Origin of the sequence: Paraburkholderia sartisoli (assembly GCF_900107685.1) — a bacterium.
GTDB classification, from domain to species: Bacteria; Pseudomonadota; Gammaproteobacteria; order Burkholderiales; family Burkholderiaceae; genus Paraburkholderia; species Paraburkholderia sartisoli.
Genome location: NZ_FNRQ01000003.1, coordinates 368,114 through 385,684, shown reverse-complemented (window position 1 = coordinate 385,684; position 17,571 = coordinate 368,114). Strand labels below are relative to the sequence as shown.

The window sequence follows — 17,571 nt, the reverse complement described above, 5'->3', positions numbered from 1 at the left end:
GTATCAATCCGCGCGCCGGTGTGCTCAACGCGCTGTGCCTCGCTACCTCTAGGAACTCACAGACCTCTCCGGCCTGTCAGGCAGAAAATCCGCGCAGAACACATCCGGGCCTTCGCTGCCGTTCTCGCTATCGACGGTGATCGCGGCGGTATAGCAATCGTCGCCCTCGGTCAGCGAATAATGCGGTCCCATCAGCGCGACGCGCCCGGGCGTCGCCTGCGCGTGACGAAAATACGCGCGCCGTGACCAGTTGTTATGCGTATCGGGGAAGAGCGGCGCAAGGCGACCCGGCGGCGGCGCAAGATCCTTCGCGGTCACGGACGGCTGGTCCTGCAACCCATGCGAGTTGAGTACGAAGATGCGTCGTGCGTCGCTCATGGCGAAGACGTGCTCGGCCGCCTGCGCCAGATTCCGCGTCGCCGAATAGACCCGCGCGCCCTCGCGCACCGCTTCGGCGTAGGTCTCGAAACCCAGTTGCTGGTGGCGCCTGTTCGCGCGGTCATACGCTTCATATTTGCGCCACATCGAGTCGATCAGTTCCGGCGCACGGGCACCGGCCGCGAGCACGGACGCCTGCGGCTGGCCGAACCAGTATCCCTGCACGAAATCCACGTCGGCCTGCATCAGGATCATCAGTTCGTCGTCGGTTTCGACCCCTTCGGCGAGCACGAGCGTGCCGGCCTGGTGCAGCATCGCGATCAGATGCGTCATCAGCGATTCGTCGCCTTCGCGCTTGCCGGCGCGCGCGATCAGCGAGCGGTCCAGCTTGACGATGTCCGGGCGCAGCCGCCACACGCGGTCGAAGTTCGAAAAGCCGGTGCCGAAGTCATCGATCGCGATCAGAAAATCCCGTGGCCGGGTGGCCGCGAGCGTGCGCGCCACGGCTTCTTCGTCGCCGGCGGGCTGCTCCAGCAGTTCGATCACGATGCGCTCGTGCGGCAGGCCGAAATGGGCGCAGAGTTCGTCGATAAACGCGCGATGCGGCCACTGCGTTTCGAAAACCTGCGGCAGCGCGTTCAGAAACAGCCAGCACGCATCGATTTTCTGTTCGACGAAATTCGCGACGTGCAGACAGCGCGAAAGCCGGTCGAGGATCGGTGCGTTCGCGTGAACCTGCGCCTGGGAGAAGAGCGCCTCGGGGGTGACCGGGTTGCCCGACGAATCGGTCGCGCGCAGCAGCGCCTCATAGCCGACGATGCGTTGATGCGTGATCGACAGCACCGGCTGGAACACGCTGTGCAGCGTGATGGAGCGCCAGTTGGCCGACCAGCCGTCCCCCGCCCGGACGATGCGGGGCAGGAGGCGGCTAAGCGTCAGTTCGTCGACGGTGGACATCGGGTCGTGTGATGGCAAGGTGCTTCGGCATGCTGCCGGCCGCGCGTTGCGTTTTCGCGGTATCGGCGATACCAGCGATACCGGCCGGCGAAAGCCTCGCCTGCGCGCGGCTGCGTAACCTGTGCCTGAAGACGCGCTCCGGCGACTTCGCGCGTAGCGCCATGCAGACCCGGGGTCGAAAAGAGTCTATCAGTTCATTTGCCCGATGAGTGTTCGGCGGATCACAGAATCCGGCATTCAGCGCGTTCGCGGCGCGGCGAGTATGCTGCTGTTTTTCTGGAACGGAGAGCGATATGTCGGAAGTGGCAGTGGTGGCGATCTCGGTAGCGAAACCGGGCTGCGAGGAACAGTTGCGCGAGGCCATGGTGGGCATCGTCGGGCCGACGCGCAAGGAACCGGGCGCGCTGCAATACGATCTGCATCGCGATGTGAAGGAGCCGCGCCGCTTCGTGTTTGTCGAGCGCTGGGAGAGCGAGGCCGCACTCGCCGCACATGCAAAGTCCGCGCATATCGCGGCTTATAAGCAGGCGAGCGCGGACTGGGTCGAACACTTCGAACTTCGCGTCGTCTCGAAGATCGCGTGATGACATAGCGGCGCCATCCGGCTGCGCGTCGGTGACGGACCGGGCGAGGATCAGGCGAGGATCAGGCGACCCCGGATGGACCGACGGCGGGCATGTGCCCGCCGTCGTCGTTCTGGCCCGCCGTCGATGCCGGGCACGCGTTCACTCGCTGAAAGCGACGCTTTAGTGCGTTGCCTGCGGGACGTCGAGGATCAGGATGATCGTCCAGTCCGCATCGCCGTCGTGATGGTACTGGCGCTCCGCGACGATAAACGGTTGCTGCTTGCCAGACGGGCCGAGGAAGAGCACGTCGCCTTCCATGGGCAGGCATTCGACCGGCGGTAACGCGAGAAACGCTTCCTGGCTGCCACGCGGCATCAGTTTTTCAATCTTGCGGGACGCTGCTTCGGTCCATTCGATGTCCAGCTCGATGTTGCTCATTCTGTCCTCCGCACCAGGGTGCGCACGGGTTGGGATGGGTGGGTGCGCGACTTTAGCATACCGTCACCCAGGTACCGGCAACAAAAAAGCCGAAGCCGGTGACGCCGGCTTCGGCTTTTTCTCCTTGATGCGGCAAGATTTCGCCGCGACGCTGGAGCAGGCGTTATTCAGCCTTCGGGGCTTTCTTGTGCTTCATCGACTTGCCGTGGTGAGCGGGCCTCGGCGCGCTTTCCATGGCTTGCTGCCTTGCCTGCAAATCCTGCGCGCGTTGTTCGACGTCGGCTGCCTTTGCCGGATCGGTGCTCATCGTGACGCCGTTTTCGGACTGCGCATAAGCCGCCGTCGTCAGCGCCGAAAGGGCAACCAGGACTGCCAGGGACACTTTTTTCATTGCTACCTCCGTAGAGTGATTGATGGACCCGAGTAAAGCCTGTCCAGTCGGAAAGACACTGCATTCTAGCGAGCAATATCTGCTATCGCGGACCACTCGTAACAGAATTGACAGTTCGTTACATTCAGTTACGTTTGGCGCAAGCGATATGTTCTGTCCGGCCAGGCCGGTATCGATGCGATCCGCATGATCCGGTTCGCGGGGCGCGCTCACATCGATCTGCGCGTGCGAGCAGCATGTTGCGTGCCTCGATCAGCTCAGAACCAGCCGATCGCGTGATAGACATGAAATTGTGCAATTCCGATCAATTCGTGCAGCGCGATGTTCGCGTTGACGAGGTTGATATAGCGCGGTAGCACGCCAGGATGGGCGCGGCGCGTATTGGAAATAACCGGCTGCGGGAAACTGCCGAACCGGTGGAAGTCGAGCAACGCGCGTGGCATCTGATGCGCGGATGTCACGAGTATCGTCGAATCGTAATGTTCCCGTTGCAGAATGGGTACGACGAGCTTTGCGTTTTCGTAAGTCGTCAGGCTGCGGTTTTCGAGCACGATGTCGCTGCGCGCGACGCCGCGTTCCACGAGCCAGGGCAGATAGGTGTCGGCTTCGGTGGCTTCGTGCCTCTGCGGATTGCCGCCGCTTACGATGACCTCGCAGCGCACCGCGACGCGCGTGCAGTCGGCGTAGAGCGCGGCGGTTTTCTCGATGCGGGCGATGGCGTCGCGCTTCGGAACCAGGCGGTCGTGGCTGTCGTATTCGGTGCCGCTGCCGAGCAGCACGATCGCGGCGCGCCCGGAGAAAGTTGCATGCGCAACCGGGTTCGCGCCGTGCCCTGCCCACGCGAGCAGCGGCGCCGTTAGCCAACCGGACGAGAGCAGCCAGAAGAGCGCAAGTGCGATAATGACAATGATCGAACGTTGCCGGCGCAATAGCAGGAAAGCTGCAAAAAAAAGCGCCAATAAAGTGAATAGAATCAATTTAAATGGGGTAACGTATGACTTTCGGGACAATCTTCGCGCCTGCCATCGCACCGGCACGGACCGCATCGTCGGCACGGGGATAGAACGTCGGCAACGCGTTCGTACGGGGGTCCTGAATATAACAGGCAGCACCCGGTGGCAAACGGAACATCGGGAGAATCCGGTGCTTCGCCTCTCACCAGTGGCGCGGTGACAAGCGTTGCGCAAGTCGTGTCATGGCTGCACTTTAAGAAAGAAGTGAGATGACCACGTATTCCAACGAAGCGGTACTCGAAGCGCTAAGGCGGGCGCAATATCGCCAGGTACCCTGGGCCAGACGGCCCGGTGTTTTCGAATATCTCCGCGCACTGGGTCTCATGGAGACCGTTCGACAGCGCACGGTGGCGCCAGCCCCGGGCTTTCATGCCCCGGTCGATATAGCGGTGCTGACCGAACGGGGCAGGGCAGAGTTCGCGCGGCTCGAACGCGACGAGCGCTCGCTGCAGTGGCATGCCCACCGGATGAACGACTACACCGCAATCACGCCTGAAGCGAACCCGGTCGCCGCGCTCGAAGCGCGTTCCTGACCGCTGCAGATCCGGTTCACCGCGAACCGGCGCCTGGCGTCGGCGAGACCACCTTTCGCAAAAAAAGCCCGTATCGCAAGATATGGGCTCGAGATACGGGCATACCGGATTTACTTCTGCCACGCTGTGCTTATGGCTCGAGTGAGACAACGCTCATTTCGAAGTGGTTCCCGGTGTTGTCCGCATGCGTCGGTCACGGATCTGCATTCTTCCGATGCGCGCTGGCACCGCCATTCGACCGTGCATATCGAAGGTTAAACAACCGCGACTTCCCGCACGCCTGCTGGATGGAGAAAAGCTAACGCCTGCGCTGATCGTTGTCGCGTGATACGTCTGGCCGCCCGCGTGCGTTGCTCGCGATATCGCCGCGCAGATCGCCGCGCGGCGTAGGCGGCGTGAAGCCGCGAGTTGGCATCTCGTTCTGCCAGGTTTTGAGGCTGGCAGAACGTTCCGGATGCCAGTTCCATATCTGCGGTCGTTCCTGGGCTAGCAGGGGTATGGCAAGTAATGAAACCACCATGCCGCACAGAAGCAGGGACACTGGTTTCATGATGGGCTCCCGTCAAGCCGTCTGGTTCAGGCTTGTTCGCATACTCATACGGTATGCCTGGGAGCGAAAGCGTGATGTAAATAATGGTAAAGAGATGTTTCGCCAGGCGCTGAATACCGCGTAGGGATGGCGATGCGAAACCCGCGATGGGAACGCTGTCCCCGGCGTCGGCAGGACAGAAGCGAAGGAGACGAAAACGCCTTCACCCGTGACGTGGCGAAGCGGAACCCGTGTACGACAGGCCTCGCAGATGCGCTCCGGGCGCCCGAAGGCGCCCGGTGGCAAGGAGTGTGGTGTCAGGCCATCTTGACCGGTGCGCGCCAGGATTCCGGATTGGTCCAGAAAGCGCCGCGCAGACGGTCACGGCTCGGCGGTGCGGGCGGCTTGGCTGCCGTTGCGCCGATGCGTCCGCGCAGCGAAATTTCACGGCCGCTCGTGCCCAGTCGCTTGACTATTTCGGCGAGCGTACCATCGGCCTGCCACTCGTCGAAACGGCGGCGGCACGTGGGCGGTGACGGGTAGCGGCCCGGCAGTTTCGACCAGCCTTCACCGGTCGACAGCACCCACAGCACGGCGTTGACAACCGCGCGGGCTTCCACGCGAGGACGGCCGCGTCGTTCGCTCCGTGCTGGCTCCGCACAGAACAGCGCCTCGACCAGCGTCCACTCGTTGTCTTTCAAATCGTCGAACAGCATCATGTTTTCACCTCAGCGAAGCTAACTCCGGTGCGCTGCCCCGCGCCGCGCACTCTTCATGCACCCAGATTCGGGTGCCAGGCGGGTCGGGCTTGTCGTGGCGTGGAGAGCATCAATCCAGCGGCGAGAAGCGTCGACCCAGTGATCACCCTAATGCATGAAGCGTGCCATTTCTTCAGCGAACGCCCCAAAACCCCGTGGCATCGGGCTAGCGAGGGCGCTAGCCAGGGGCGTATGAGAATCCAAAAAACCCATCTCGCAAATCGGGACAATCACCAATCTTGTGCAATCAAGCCCGCCCACCGTGCGTCTGCGCTTTATTGCTGCATTGCAGCGAATAGTGATTTGTGCCTTTGCATGTTCAGAAACAATACAATTCGCATGAAAGACGTCAATTAATGAGGTGACTGGATGAATGTGACGTTGCGGCAGTTGCGCGTGTTTATCGAGGTGGCGCGGCTGCAGAGCTTCAGCCGGGCGGGCGACGAGATCGGGCTCACGCAGTCGGCGGTGAGCCGGTGTGTGCGCGAACTGGAAGGGGAGATCGGTCTCAAGCTGATCGACCGGACGACGCGCGAGGTCCAGCTCACGGACGTCGGCGGCAATCTGGTGGCGAGCGTGTCGCGACTGCTGACGGATCTGGACGACGCGTTGCGCGAGATTCGCGAGATCGGCCAGCAACGGCGCGGGCGGGTCGTGGTGGCGGCGAGCCCAACGGTCGCGTGCCGGCTGATGCCGCAGATCATCGCGACCTGCGGGCGGGATTTTCCATACGTCGCGCTGGGGCTGCGCGACGACGTGCAGAGCGACGTGGTGCGCAAGGTGAAGTCGGGCGAGGTGGATTTCGGCGTCGTGATCGGGCCCTTGTCCGCCGACGATCTCCTGAGCGAACCGATGATGACCGATTCGTTCTGCCTCGTGTCGCGCAGCGATCACCGGCTGGCCGCGCGGCGCCAGGTCGCGTGGACGGATCTGGAGGGCGAACGGCTCGTGATGCTCGACTACGCGTCGGGCAGCCGGCCGATCATCGATGCCGTCATGACCGAGCACAACGTCACCGCTACCGTCGCGCAGGAGCTTGGCCATTCGGCCACCGTGTTCGGGCTGGTCGAGGCTGGCATCGGCGTGACCGTGCTGCCGTGGCTGTCATTGCCTCTGCCCGCGAATTCGTCGCTCGTGGCGCGCCCGCTGGTACCGCGTGCGGAGCGGACGGTGGAACTGGTGCGCCGGCGGGACCGCTCGCTGTCGCCCGCGGCCGAGGCGGTCTGGGGATTGATCCGCCAGTTGCCCGCGCGGGCGGAAGATTTGCGGTAACGGGCTTTGCAGCCGAGAACAAGGCCGCCGTGTACGAACCCGGACGGCGGTTTTCCTGAACTAATGTGGCTCGCGGCCGGATTGCGCAGGCCGTTCACGACTGCGAGCGGCGCCGGCACAGGCCTTTGCCGGTTCGCCGGCGCGAACGGGTAGCAAACGGCGGCAAACCGGCGCCAAACCGGCGGCGAGCCATTAAACTCACGTTTTACCGCCGTCGCGAACCCCTTCACCGATAACCAGACAGCACGATGACCGAACTGCATTTGCGTCAACCCTCAGCCCCTGATGCCCGGGACGCCGTCCGGACGCTGCGACCCTCGCAGATCCGCGAAGTGGCGAATGCCGGATTGGGTATCGAGAACGTACTGCCGTTCTGGTTCGGCGAATCCGACCGCGTGACGCCTCAGTTCATCCGCGACGCGGCTCGCGCCGCGCTTGACGATGGCGCCACCTTCTACACGCACAACCTCGGTATCGCACCGCTTCGGGAGGCGCTTGCAGGGTACGTGAGCACGCTGCACGGCGCGACCTCAGCCGGACACGTCGCCGTGACGAGCGCCGGCGTGAACGCGCTGATGCTGGCCGCGCAGCTGGTGGTCGGCGCGGGAGACCGCGTGGTCGCCGTCACGCCGCTGTGGCCGAACCTCGTCGAGATTCCCAAAATCCTCGGTGCCCACGTCGACACCGTCGCGCTCGATTATGGCGCGCATGGCTGGACGCTCGATCTGGAGCGGCTGCTGGCGTCCCTCACGCCGGACACGAAGCTGTTGATGATCAACTCGCCGAATAACCCGACCGGCTGGGTGATGACGCGCGAGCAGCAGCGCGCGGTGCTCGAACATTGCCGTCGTCACGGCATCTGGATCGTCGCCGACGAAGTCTACGAGCGCCTCTATTACGCCGACAACACAAACGGTGCCCGCACGGCGCCGTCGTTCCTCGATCTCGCGACACGCGACGAGCGGGTGATCTGCGTCAACTCGTTCTCGAAAGCGTGGCTCATGACGGGCTGGCGGCTCGGCTGGATCGTCGCGCCGGCCGCGCTGATGGATGATCTCGGCAAGCTCGTCGAATACAACACGTCGTGCGCGCCGTCGTTCGTGCAGCAGGCCGGCGTGGCCGCGATCGGGCAGGGCGAGGCATTCACACGGCAACTCGTCGCCGATCTGCACGCTTCGCGCGATCATCTGGTGCGCGCGCTTTCATCGATCGCCGGTGTCGACGTCAAGGCCCCGGCTGGCGCGATGTATCTGTTCTTCTCGCTGCCGGGCGCGACGCAGAGTCTCGAACTGTGCAAGGCGCTGGTTCGGGAAGCAGGCCTCGGGCTTGCGCCAGGCAGCGCATTCGGTCCCGAGGGGGAAGGCTTCGTGCGCTGGTGCTATGCGTGCGACACGGCGCGCCTCGACGCTGGCGTGGAGCGTCTGCGACGCTATCTGGCAGAACCCGGCCGCCGCTGATGCCCGTCGGATAAACGGCTGGACGGACCTCCTGGCGGCTGCGTGGCCGGTATTTCGCCTTTACGCTTCGATTTTTTTTGCGTAAGATGGCGCTCAGTCACGCGATTCCCTGCGGGAATTTCGCTGCTCCGTCCGGCTGGGTTTGGCTCGATTAGCCTGTTTCGCCTCCCCCCGGTGCGTGCTCCCATCAATATGACCGATCAGAATCGGGCGAGCGCGTCTTCAGTTCCAAATCGTCTGCCTGATCCGGTTCTTTGACCCTAACTCATAAGGTCGACCTGGCTGCATGAATACCCAAGAGGCGAAAATCGTCCTCGAGACTGCCTTGATCTGCGCGCAGGAGCCGTTAAAGCTCGGCGAGCTGCGCAAGCTCTTCGCCGACGGCGTGTCGGCAGACACGGTTCGCACATTGCTCGAAGACCTGAAGCTGGAGTGGTCGGGTCGCGGGGTGGAACTGGTCGGCCTGGCGTCCGGCTGGCGCTTTCAGAGCAAGCCTGCAATGCGCTCGTACCTGGACCGTCTGCATCCCGAGAAACCGCCGAAATATTCGCGCGCGGTGCTCGAGACGCTCGCGATCATCGCCTATCGTCAGCCCGTTACGCGCGGCGATATCGAAGAGATCCGCGGCGTGACGGTGAACACGCAGGTCGTCAAGCAGCTCGAAGACCGTGGCTGGATCGAAGTGATTGGTCATCGTGACGTGCCGGGACGCCCGGCGCTCTACGCAACGACGCGTTCGTTCCTCGATGACCTGGGGCTGAAGGCACTCGACGAATTGCCGCCGCTCGACGATCCGTCGGCGCAGCTGAACGTGAACCTGCTGGGGCAGCGCGCAATCGAATTCCCCGATGGCGAGGCCGCGGCAGCTGAAGCGACGGATGCGGATACGGTCAACGCGACGCCTGTTGACGATGCGCCGGAAACGTTCGGTGCGACCGATGGGCACGTCGAAGCAGCGCACGCTGAATCGGGCGACGCAACTGGGACGTACACGGAAACCGGTCCGACGAACGGCCCGGCGAACATCGGAGCCGAAGCAGCCAACGACGCGCCGCACATCCCTGCGACAAACGGGGAAGGCACGCTCGCCGATGCCAGCGCGGAAGGGCAGCCGCTCGCAGCGCAGGCCGATGAACACCCGCATCCTGCCGAAACGCCCGATGACGTCAATGCCGATGCGCACGCGCAACCGGCGGAACCGTTCGCTGAAGCAGATGTGGAACCAAAAGCCGGTGATGCCCTGGGCGTCGCCGGTCATGCAGAAAATCAGGATCCGGCCTCCCAGGCCGATCCCGCAATACCCGCGCACGGCTCGGGCGAACTCCGCGAAACGGAGCGCGCCATTGAGTCGAACCCGACACGTGCGGCACACGACGATCAGGAAGATCGTGACGATGCCGCGCGGGACGCAGGCCTCCTGACCGACGACGAAACCGAATCGCGCAGCGCCTGACGTAACCGAACTTTTGCCGCGCCCGCAATGGGCGCGCGCGACCTGACACTTTGAGGTTGTTTTGACACATACCCACGACACCGATTCGTCCGAATCCGAGCGCGCCGTGAACTCCGCGCGTCCCGACGAGACGCGCGAATCACAGGCACCGGCCGGCGCAAGCGAGCGCACGGGCGACACCGCGGGCGCCGACGGCGAAGACCGTCCGCGTCGCGGTTTGCGCCGCGGTCCGCGCAGCCTGATTGCACGTCGCCGCTCGGGCACCCGGACGAAGGGCACGGAAGGCGCGCCGGCACAAGGCGAGCCGGTCGCGACGGACACGCCGCCGGACGGCGAGGTGGTCGCCCAGCCGCGTGCGCCGCGCAAGGAAGGTGGTCCGCGGCAAGGTCAGGGGCAAGGCCAGGGTCAGCGCCGCAATGCAGGTGGCAAGCGGCCCCAGGCGCCTCGCGACGGCGCGCCGCGCGAAGGCGGTCAGCGCCAGCAGAATCGCCGCGGCGAAGCGCCCGTCGCCGCAGTCGCAACCGATGCCTCCACGGACGATCTTTTCTCCTACGTGACCTCGCCGGCGTTCGATGCCGACAACAGTACGACTGGTGGCGTCCGCGCGCCGATGCTGCAACGTGGCCGGGCCGCCGCGCCGAAACGCGTGCTCTCCCCGGACGACGACGCGCCGAAGCTGCACAAGGTGCTCGCCGAAGCCGGCATGGGTTCGCGCCGCGACATGGAAGAGCTGATCATCGCCGGACGGGTGTCCGTCAATGGCGAGCCGGCGCACATCGGCCAGCGCATCATGCCGACCGACCAGGTCCGCATCAACGGCAAGCCGGTCAAGCGCAAGCTGGCGAGCAAGCCGCCGCGCGTGCTTCTCTATCACAAACCGACCGGCGAAATCGTCAGCCACGCAGATCCCGAAGGCCGCCCGTCGGTGTTCGACAAGCTGCCGCCGATGAAGACCGCCAAGTGGCTCGCGGTCGGCCGTCTCGACTTCAACACCGAAGGTCTGCTGATGCTGACCACGTCGGGCGATCTGGCGAACCGCTTCATGCATCCGCGCTACAGCGTCGAGCGTGAATATGCGGTGCGCGTGGTCGGCGAGCTCGCTGAGGGCATGCGTCAGAAGCTGCTGCACGGCGTCGAGCTCGAAGACGGCCCGGCGAATTTCCTGCGCATCCGCGATGGCGGCGGCGAAGGCACGAATCACTGGTACCACGTTGCGCTCGCCGAAGGACGGAATCGCGAGGTGCGTCGTATGTTCGAGGCGGCGGGGCTGATGGTGAGCCGCCTGATCCGTACGCGTCACGGCCCGATCTCGCTGCCCAAGGGCCTGAAGCGCGGCCGCTGGGAAGAGCTCGAAGACAATCAGGTGCGCAGCCTGATGGCGTCGGTTGGACTCAAGGCGCCGGCCGAGGAAAAGGGCGGTCGCAACGCGGCGCCGGAGCGTCGTCAGCCGGATCCGATGCAAACGTCGATGGGTTTCATCAACCGCGAGCCGGTGCTGATGTCGCACGCGCGTCTGACTGATCCGGCGCCGCGCGGCCAGGGTCGTCGCGGTGGCGCGGCCGGCGGGTTCGGTGGCGCGTCGTCGGGCTTTGGTGGTGCAGGAGCCGGCGGATACGGCGGTCGCGGCGCAGGTGGAGGCCGCGGCACGGGCGGCGCAGGCGGTGCCGGTGGCGGTCGAGGCGGCAATCCGGGTGCGCGCGGCGGACGCGATATCGATGGCAATCGTGCGCCCACGGGTAACGGCGGCAATCGTGCCGCGGGCGGCGGCGGTGCGAACCGTGCCGGCAGCGGCGGTGGCAATCGCGCGCCGGGCGGCAATCGCGGCGGCAATGCCGGTGGCGGCAACGCGGGCAACCGCGCGGGCGGCAACCCGAATGCGGCTGGTAACCGGGGTGGCCCGCGCGGCACGCCGCGCAGCCGCACACGCGGTCGCTGAAGCGCCGGATGAATCGTGCGCCGCGCGGCGGCTGGCCGTCGTCGACGCACGATCCTGATGTACTGGCCGCGCTGTCGCGCGCTTCGCCAAAGCGCGAGGTAAGCCGAGAAATTCCTGTTAAAACAGCCTTCAGCGGGCGTTCCGTGGGCATTGCAGGTTTGCGTTTGTCCTGAAAAATGCTACAATCGCGAAGTCGCTGGGTGTGCGGTTTTTCGTGTGCGACTCTGGTGCGAGCACCGGCAATAAGATGATGGGCGTTTCGCCCATTTTTTTTTGCCGGTGCGGTTTGCGTCCCGGGTCGCACGAACGCGCGCCGGCCTTGCGCGCGGCCCGCAGGTGTGATCGTTGGGGTAACCCGGTTGGCAAACCTGCTGGCCCGCCGCGCGAACATCCTAGAGGGCACTGTGCAACTGACGGAACTGATTGAAACCACGGTCGTGGGCCTCGGCTACGAGCTCGTCGATCTCGAGCGCACCGGGCGCGGCATGATGTGTGTGTATATCGACCAGCCGGCCGGCATCGCAATCGAAGACTGCGAGAAGGTCACGCGTCAGCTCCAGCACGTTCTGACGGTCGAAAACATCGATTACGAGCGGCTTGAAGTGTCGTCGCCCGGTCTCGACCGTCCGCTGAAAAAACTGGCGGACTTCGAACGCTTCGCTGGCAGCGAAGTGGTCATCACGTTGAAAAAGCCATTGGACGGACGGAAATCGTACCGGGGCATCCTGCATGCACCCACGGGCGAAACGATCGGTCTGGAATTCGAAGGGAAGGAAGGCGCCGCGATGCTCGATTTCACGGTCGCGGATATCGACAAGGCACGCCTCGTCCCCCAAGTTGATTTTAGGAGCCGCAAACAATGAGTCGCGAAGTGTTGATGCTGGTGGATGCGCTGGCACGCGAGAAGAACGTCGACAAGGACGTGGTTTTTGCCGCCCTTGAGGCGGCGCTCGCTTCGGCCTCCAAGAAACTCTTCGAAGAAGACGCGGACATCCGCGTCCATATCGACCGTGAAAGCGGTGAGCACGAAACGTACCGTCGCTGGCGCGTGGTGCCGGACGAAGCAGGTTTGCAGGAGCCGGATCAGGAAATCCTGCTGTTCGAAGCACGCGAACAGAAGGCCGACATCCAGCTCGACGAGTTCATCGAGGAACCGGTGCCGTCGATCGAATTCGGCCGTATCGGCGCGCAGGCCGCCAAGCAGGTGATCCTGCAGAAGGTGCGCGACGCTGAACGCGAGCAGATCCTGAACGACTTTCTGGAACGCGGCGAACACATCATGACCGGCTCGGTCAAGCGCCTCGACAAGGGTAACTTCATCGTCGAAACCGGCCGTGTCGAAGCGCTGCTGCGCCGCGACCAGCTGATTCCGAAGGAAAACCTGCGCGTCGGCGACCGGGTTCGCGCGTATATCGCGAAGGTCGACCGCACCGCGCGCGGTCCGCAGATCGAACTGTCGCGCACCGCGCCCGAATTCCTGATGAAGCTGTTCGAAATGGAAGTGCCGGAAATCGAGCAGGGCCTGCTGGAAATCAAGGCGGCCGCACGTGACCCGGGCGTTCGCGCGAAGATTGGCGTGGTCGCATACGACAAGCGCATCGATCCGATCGGCACCTGCGTGGGCATTCGCGGTTCGCGCGTGCAAGCCGTCCGTAATGAGCTCGGTGGCGAAAACGTCGACATCGTGCTATGGTCGGAAGATCCCGCCCAGTTCGTGATCGGCGCGCTCGCGCCGGCAGCCGTCCAGTCGATTGTCGTCGATGAAGAAAAGCATTCGATGGACGTCGTCGTGGACGAAAACGAACTGGCGGTCGCAATTGGCCGTAGCGGTCAGAACGTGCGTCTTGCCAGCGAACTCACCGGCTGGCAGATCAACATCATGACGCCGGACGAATCTGCACAAAAGCAGAATCAGGAACGCAGCGTACTGCGTGACCTGTTCATGGCGCGTCTCGATGTCGATGAGGAAGTAGCCGACATCCTGATCGACGAGGGCTTTACGAGCCTCGAAGAGATTGCCTATGTGCCGCTCAACGAGATGCTCGAAATCGAAGCCTTCGACGAAGACACCGTGCATGAATTGCGCAATCGCGCCCGCGACGCGTTGCTGACGCAGGCGATTGCAAACGAAGAGAAGGTCGAAAACGTAGCGCTCGACCTGAAGAGCCTTGATGGCATGGATGCCGACCTGCTCGCGAAGCTGGCCGAACATCAGATCCAGACCCGCGACGAACTCGCGGAACTGGCGGTGGACGAGCTGATCGAGATGACAGGTATGGAAGAAGAGGCCGCCAAGGCGTTGATCATGAAGGCCCGTGAACACTGGTTCCAGTGAAAATGACCATGACCCACTGACCTGAAAGCGGCCGTCAGGCCGCATGACCCGATGCTAACCGCAAGGAATCGGTCCTTGCATTAAGAGGAATGAATGGCGAGTAACAACGTAGCCCAATTTGCCGCGGAACTGAAAATGCCTGCCGGCGTGCTGCTCGAGCAGCTGCAGGCGGCGGGCGTCACAAAAGCGAGCGAAGACGACACCCTGTCCGAAACGGACAAGGCGCGTCTGCTCGACCACTTGCGCAAGTCGCACGGTTCGACTGATGCCGACAAGCGCAAGATCACGCTGACGAAACGGCACACGTCGGAGATCAAGCAATCCGACGCGACGGGCAAAGCTCGCACCATTCAGGTCGAAGTGCGCAAGAAGCGCACGTTCGTCCGCCGTGACGAAGCGGGCGGCGAAGGCGGTGATGCATCGAATCATGTGGCTGAGGATGTCGCCGAGGTCGACGATCTCGAACTCCAGCGTCGCGAGGAAGAGGCGCGGCACGAAGCCGAGCTGCTCGAAAAGCAGGCGCAGGAGCTGAAGGCCCGTCAGGAACAGCTCGAGCGCGAAGAGGCAGAGCGCCAGGCGCACGAACAGGCGGCTGAGGCGGAGCGTCGTCGCGCGGAAGAAGAAGCGGCGAAGAAGCGTGCGGCGGTTGCGGAAGCGGCTGCCCGTGTCGAAGCCGAGCAGGCGGAGGCCGTTCAGGCCGAACGCCCGTCCGAGCAGGACGACGAACGCGCCGCCGCGGAGCGCGCGGCGCAACGCGAAGCGGCGAAGAAGGCGGAAGACGCAGCGCGTCAGGCTGCGGAAAAGACGCGCGCCGAGCAGGAAGAAGTCAGCAAGCGTCGCGCAGCGGCTGAAGCCGAAGCGCGCGCGATCCGCGAAATGATGAACACGCCTCGCAAGGCGCAGCAGGCCAGGGCACCGGAACCGGCGCCGAAGGCCGCTGAGCCGGCGAAGGCCGCCGAAGCCAAGGGCACGCTGCACAAGCCCGCGCGTCCGGCAGGTGAAACGACGGCCCGTCCGGCCGCGAAGAAGCCCGCGGCTGCACCGGCCACGACGGCGGCGCCGTCGTCGGTGGGCGACAAGAAGAAGCCAGGTGGCGGCAAGGGCGGCTGGCAGGACGACGCAGCGAAGCGCCGTGGCATCAAGACGCGCGGCGATTCCAGCGGCGGCGTCGATCGCGGCTGGCGCGGCGGTCCGAAGGGTCGTGGCAAGCATCAGGACCAGAACACCACGTTCCAGGCACCGACGGAACCGATCGTGCGCGAAGTGCACGTGCCGGAAACGATTACGGTCGCCGATCTGGCGCACAAGATGGCCGTGAAGGCTTCGGAAGTCATCAAGTCGATGATGAAGCTTGGCCAGATGGTCACGATCAACCAGATGCTGGACCAGGAAACGGCGATGATCATCGTCGAGGAACTGGGCCATCACGCCGTCGCGGCGAAGCTGGACGATCCGGAAGCGATGCTCGTCGAAGGTGAAATCACCGACGCCGAAGCGCTGCCGCGTCCGCCGGTCGTCACCGTCATGGGTCACGTCGACCACGGCAAGACCTCGCTGCTCGATTACATCCGTCGCGCGAAGGTGGCGGCGGGCGAAGCGGGCGGTATTACGCAGCACATCGGCGCATATCACGTCGAAACGCCGCGTGGCGTCATCACGTTCCTCGACACGCCGGGTCACGAGGCCTTCACGGCCATGCGTGCCCGCGGTGCAAAGGCAACGGACATCGTGATTCTGGTGGTGGCAGCCGACGACGGCGTGATGCCGCAGACGAAGGAAGCGATCGCCCACGCGAAGGCCGCTGGCGTGCCGCTCGTCGTCGCGATCAACAAGATCGACAAGCCGGATGCGAACCTGGAACGCGTGAAGCAGGAACTCGTCGCGGAAGGCGTCGTGCCGGAAGAGTACGGTGGCGAATCGCCGTTCGTGCCGGTGTCGGCGAAAACCGGCGCGGGCATCGACGACCTGCTCGAAAACGTGCTGCTGCAGGCTGAAGTGCTGGAACTGACGGCACCGATCGATGCGCCGGCCAAGGGCCTAGTCATCGAAGCGAAGCTCGACAAGGGTAAGGGTCCGGTTGCAACGATCCTCGTCCAGTCCGGTACGCTGAACCGTGGCGACGTCGTGCTGGCGGGTAGCGCCTACGGTCGCGTGCGTGCCATGCTCGACGAAACCGGCAAGCCGACGAAGTCGGCGGGTCCGTCGATCCCGGTTGAAATTCAGGGTCTGTCGGAAGTGCCGGCGGCGGGCGAGGAAGTCATCGTCATGCCGGACGACCGCAAGGCGCGTGAAGTCGCGCTGTTCCGTCAGGGCAAGTTCCGCGATGTCAAGCTGGCGAAGCAGCAGGCCGCGAAGCTCGAGAACATGCTCGAACAGCTGGGCGAAGGCGAAGTGCAATACCTGCCGCTTATCGTCAAGGCGGACGTGCAGGGCTCGCAGGAAGCACTGGTCCAGTCGCTGCTCAAGCTCTCGACCGACGAAGTGCGCGTGCAGGTCGTGCACAGCGCGGTGGGTGGCATCAGCGAATCCGACGTCAACCTGGCAACGGCTTCGAAGGCCGTCATCATTGGCTTCAACACGCGTGCGGATGCGCAGGCGCGCAAGCTCGCGGAATCCAATGGCATCGACATCCGCTACTACAACATCATCTATGACGCAGTGGATGAGGTGAAGGCCGCGATGTCGGGCATGCTGGCGCCGGAGAAGCGCGAAGTGATCACCGGCATGGTCGAAGTCCGTCAGGTCTTCAAGGTGCCGAAGATCGGCGCGGTGGCCGGCTGTATGGTCACGGACGGTGTGGTCAAGCGTTCGTCGTCGGTGCGCGTGCTGCGCAACAACGTCGTGATCCACACCGGCGAACTCGATTCGCTGAAGCGCTTCAAGGACGACGTCAAGGAAGTCCGCCAGGGCTTCGAATGCGGTATGTCGGTGAAGAATTTCAACGATATCGTCGAAGGCGACCAGTTCGAAGTCTTCGAAGTCACGGAAGTCGCGCGTACGCTGTAAGTCAGGCGCAGCGCTCGAAGGGCGGAGCGGGCGCTTGCCCGGCTCCGCCCTTTGTTTTTGTGTCGGTGTCTGTGTGCGGATTCAGGTCGCGGCGGGTCGTTTCACTCCCCCTGCCGATGCGGCCTGAACGCAACGCAGCCGACAAACCGGATCACGGATTCACCATGCCTAAAAAACGTTCTTCTCCCAATCGCAACGTGCAGATCGCCGATCAGATCCAGCGCGACCTGTCCGAGTTGCTGCGCGAGGTGAAAGACCCGCGCATCGGGCTCGTCACGTTTCAGAGCGTCGAGTTGACGCCGGATTACGCGCACGCAAAAGTGTTCTTCACGACGCTGACGGGCGATCCGCAGCAGACGCAGGACGCGCTCAATCACGCGGCCGGCCATCTGCACAACCTGCTGTTCAGGCGCCTGCACATTCACACCGTGCCGACGCTGCATTTCCATTACGACAAGACGATCGAGCAGGCCGTCGAGATGTCGCGTCTGATCGACGAAGCGAACGCTTCGCGCGCCAAGGACGAGTGAGCTCGCGTCCTTCACTCAA

16 protein-coding genes are annotated in these 17,571 nt (G+C 63.9%); 10 read left to right on the top strand and 6 right to left on the bottom strand.

The annotated features are described in order from the left end of the window. Nucleotides 1–48: 48 nt before the first annotated feature. Nucleotides 49–1,335 carry an EAL domain-containing protein gene (locus BLV45_RS13070; protein ID WP_090533554.1) on the bottom strand — a complete coding sequence of 429 codons (1,287 nt, stop codon included), beginning with the start codon at nt 1,333–1,335 and terminating at the stop codon, nt 49–51. Between the two features lie 293 nt (nt 1,336–1,628). On the opposite strand from BLV45_RS13070, the gene BLV45_RS13065 reads away from it, so the two are divergent. Next, entirely contained in the window at nt 1,629–1,919 is a 291-nt protein-coding gene (locus BLV45_RS13065; protein ID WP_090533552.1) for a putative quinol monooxygenase, read from the top strand. 162 nt (nt 1,920–2,081) lie between these two features. Here the strand turns inward: BLV45_RS13065 and BLV45_RS13060 are convergent, their stop codons facing one another. The 3 genes from BLV45_RS13060 to BLV45_RS13050 all read right to left on the bottom strand — a co-directional run bounded on the left by BLV45_RS13060 (nt 2,082) and on the right by BLV45_RS13050 (nt 3,707). Further along, nucleotides 2,082–2,339 carry a DNA-binding protein gene (locus BLV45_RS13060; protein WP_090533550.1) on the bottom strand — a complete coding sequence of 86 codons (258 nt, stop codon included), beginning with the start codon at nt 2,337–2,339 and terminating at the stop codon, nt 2,082–2,084. 163 nt (nt 2,340–2,502) lie between these two features. Beyond that, entirely contained in the window at nt 2,503–2,730 is a 228-nt protein-coding gene (locus BLV45_RS13055) for a hypothetical protein (protein ID WP_090533548.1), read from the bottom strand. A 257-nt stretch (nt 2,731–2,987) separates the two neighbouring features. Next, complete coding sequence (locus BLV45_RS13050; RefSeq protein ID WP_245753217.1) at nt 2,988–3,707, bottom strand: YdcF family protein; 720 nt, start codon at nt 3,705–3,707, stop codon at nt 2,988–2,990. A gap of 245 nt (nt 3,708–3,952) precedes the next feature. Between BLV45_RS13050 and BLV45_RS13045 the strand changes: the two genes are divergently transcribed. Then, entirely contained in the window at nt 3,953–4,276 is a 324-nt protein-coding gene (locus tag BLV45_RS13045; RefSeq protein ID WP_090533546.1) for a hypothetical protein, read from the top strand. Nucleotides 4,277–4,574: 298 nt separating this feature from the next. On the opposite strand, the gene BLV45_RS13040 is transcribed toward BLV45_RS13045, so the two are convergent. Continuing rightward, nucleotides 4,575–4,826, bottom strand: a complete 252-nt coding sequence (locus BLV45_RS13040; protein ID WP_090533543.1) for a hypothetical protein — start codon at nt 4,824–4,826, stop codon at nt 4,575–4,577. A gap of 296 nt (nt 4,827–5,122) precedes the next feature. Then, complete coding sequence (locus BLV45_RS13035; protein WP_090533541.1) at nt 5,123–5,524, bottom strand: transposase; 402 nt, start codon at nt 5,522–5,524, stop codon at nt 5,123–5,125. A gap of 408 nt (nt 5,525–5,932) precedes the next feature. Between BLV45_RS13035 and BLV45_RS13030 the strand changes: the two genes are divergently transcribed. The 8 genes from BLV45_RS13030 to rbfA all read left to right on the top strand — a co-directional run bounded on the left by BLV45_RS13030 (nt 5,933) and on the right by rbfA (nt 17,552). Beyond that, the gene (locus tag BLV45_RS13030) at nt 5,933–6,835 is read left to right on the top strand and encodes a LysR family transcriptional regulator (protein WP_090533539.1); all 903 of its coding nucleotides are present in this window, start codon (nt 5,933–5,935) and stop codon (nt 6,833–6,835) included. 248 nt (nt 6,836–7,083) lie between these two features. Next, on the top strand, nt 7,084–8,292 hold the full coding sequence (locus tag BLV45_RS13025; RefSeq protein ID WP_090533537.1) for a pyridoxal phosphate-dependent aminotransferase: 1,209 nt from the start codon (nt 7,084–7,086) through the stop codon (nt 8,290–8,292). Nucleotides 8,293–8,578: 286 nt separating this feature from the next. Beyond that, on the top strand, nt 8,579–9,745 hold the full coding sequence (gene scpB / locus BLV45_RS13020) for an SMC-Scp complex subunit ScpB (RefSeq protein WP_090533535.1): 1,167 nt from the start codon (nt 8,579–8,581) through the stop codon (nt 9,743–9,745). Between the two features lie 61 nt (nt 9,746–9,806). Next, a complete protein-coding gene (gene rluB, locus BLV45_RS13015) occupies nt 9,807–11,681 on the top strand; it encodes a 23S rRNA pseudouridine(2605) synthase RluB (protein WP_090533533.1) in 1,875 nt (624 codons plus the stop codon). Between the two features lie 404 nt (nt 11,682–12,085). After that, nucleotides 12,086–12,544 carry a ribosome maturation factor RimP gene (rimP, locus tag BLV45_RS13010; protein WP_090533531.1) on the top strand — a complete coding sequence of 153 codons (459 nt, stop codon included), beginning with the start codon at nt 12,086–12,088 and terminating at the stop codon, nt 12,542–12,544. Then, a complete protein-coding gene (gene nusA, locus BLV45_RS13005; protein ID WP_090533529.1) occupies nt 12,541–14,016 on the top strand; it encodes a transcription termination factor NusA in 1,476 nt (491 codons plus the stop codon). Before rimP ends, nusA begins: the two co-directional genes overlap by 4 nt. Nucleotides 14,017–14,109: 93 nt before the next feature. After that, on the top strand, nt 14,110–17,022 hold the full coding sequence (gene infB, locus BLV45_RS13000; RefSeq protein ID WP_090533527.1) for a translation initiation factor IF-2: 2,913 nt from the start codon (nt 14,110–14,112) through the stop codon (nt 17,020–17,022). Between the two features lie 164 nt (nt 17,023–17,186). After that, the gene (gene rbfA / locus BLV45_RS12995) at nt 17,187–17,552 is read left to right on the top strand and encodes a 30S ribosome-binding factor RbfA (protein WP_090533525.1); all 366 of its coding nucleotides are present in this window, start codon (nt 17,187–17,189) and stop codon (nt 17,550–17,552) included. Nucleotides 17,553–17,571: the final 19 nt, after the last annotated feature.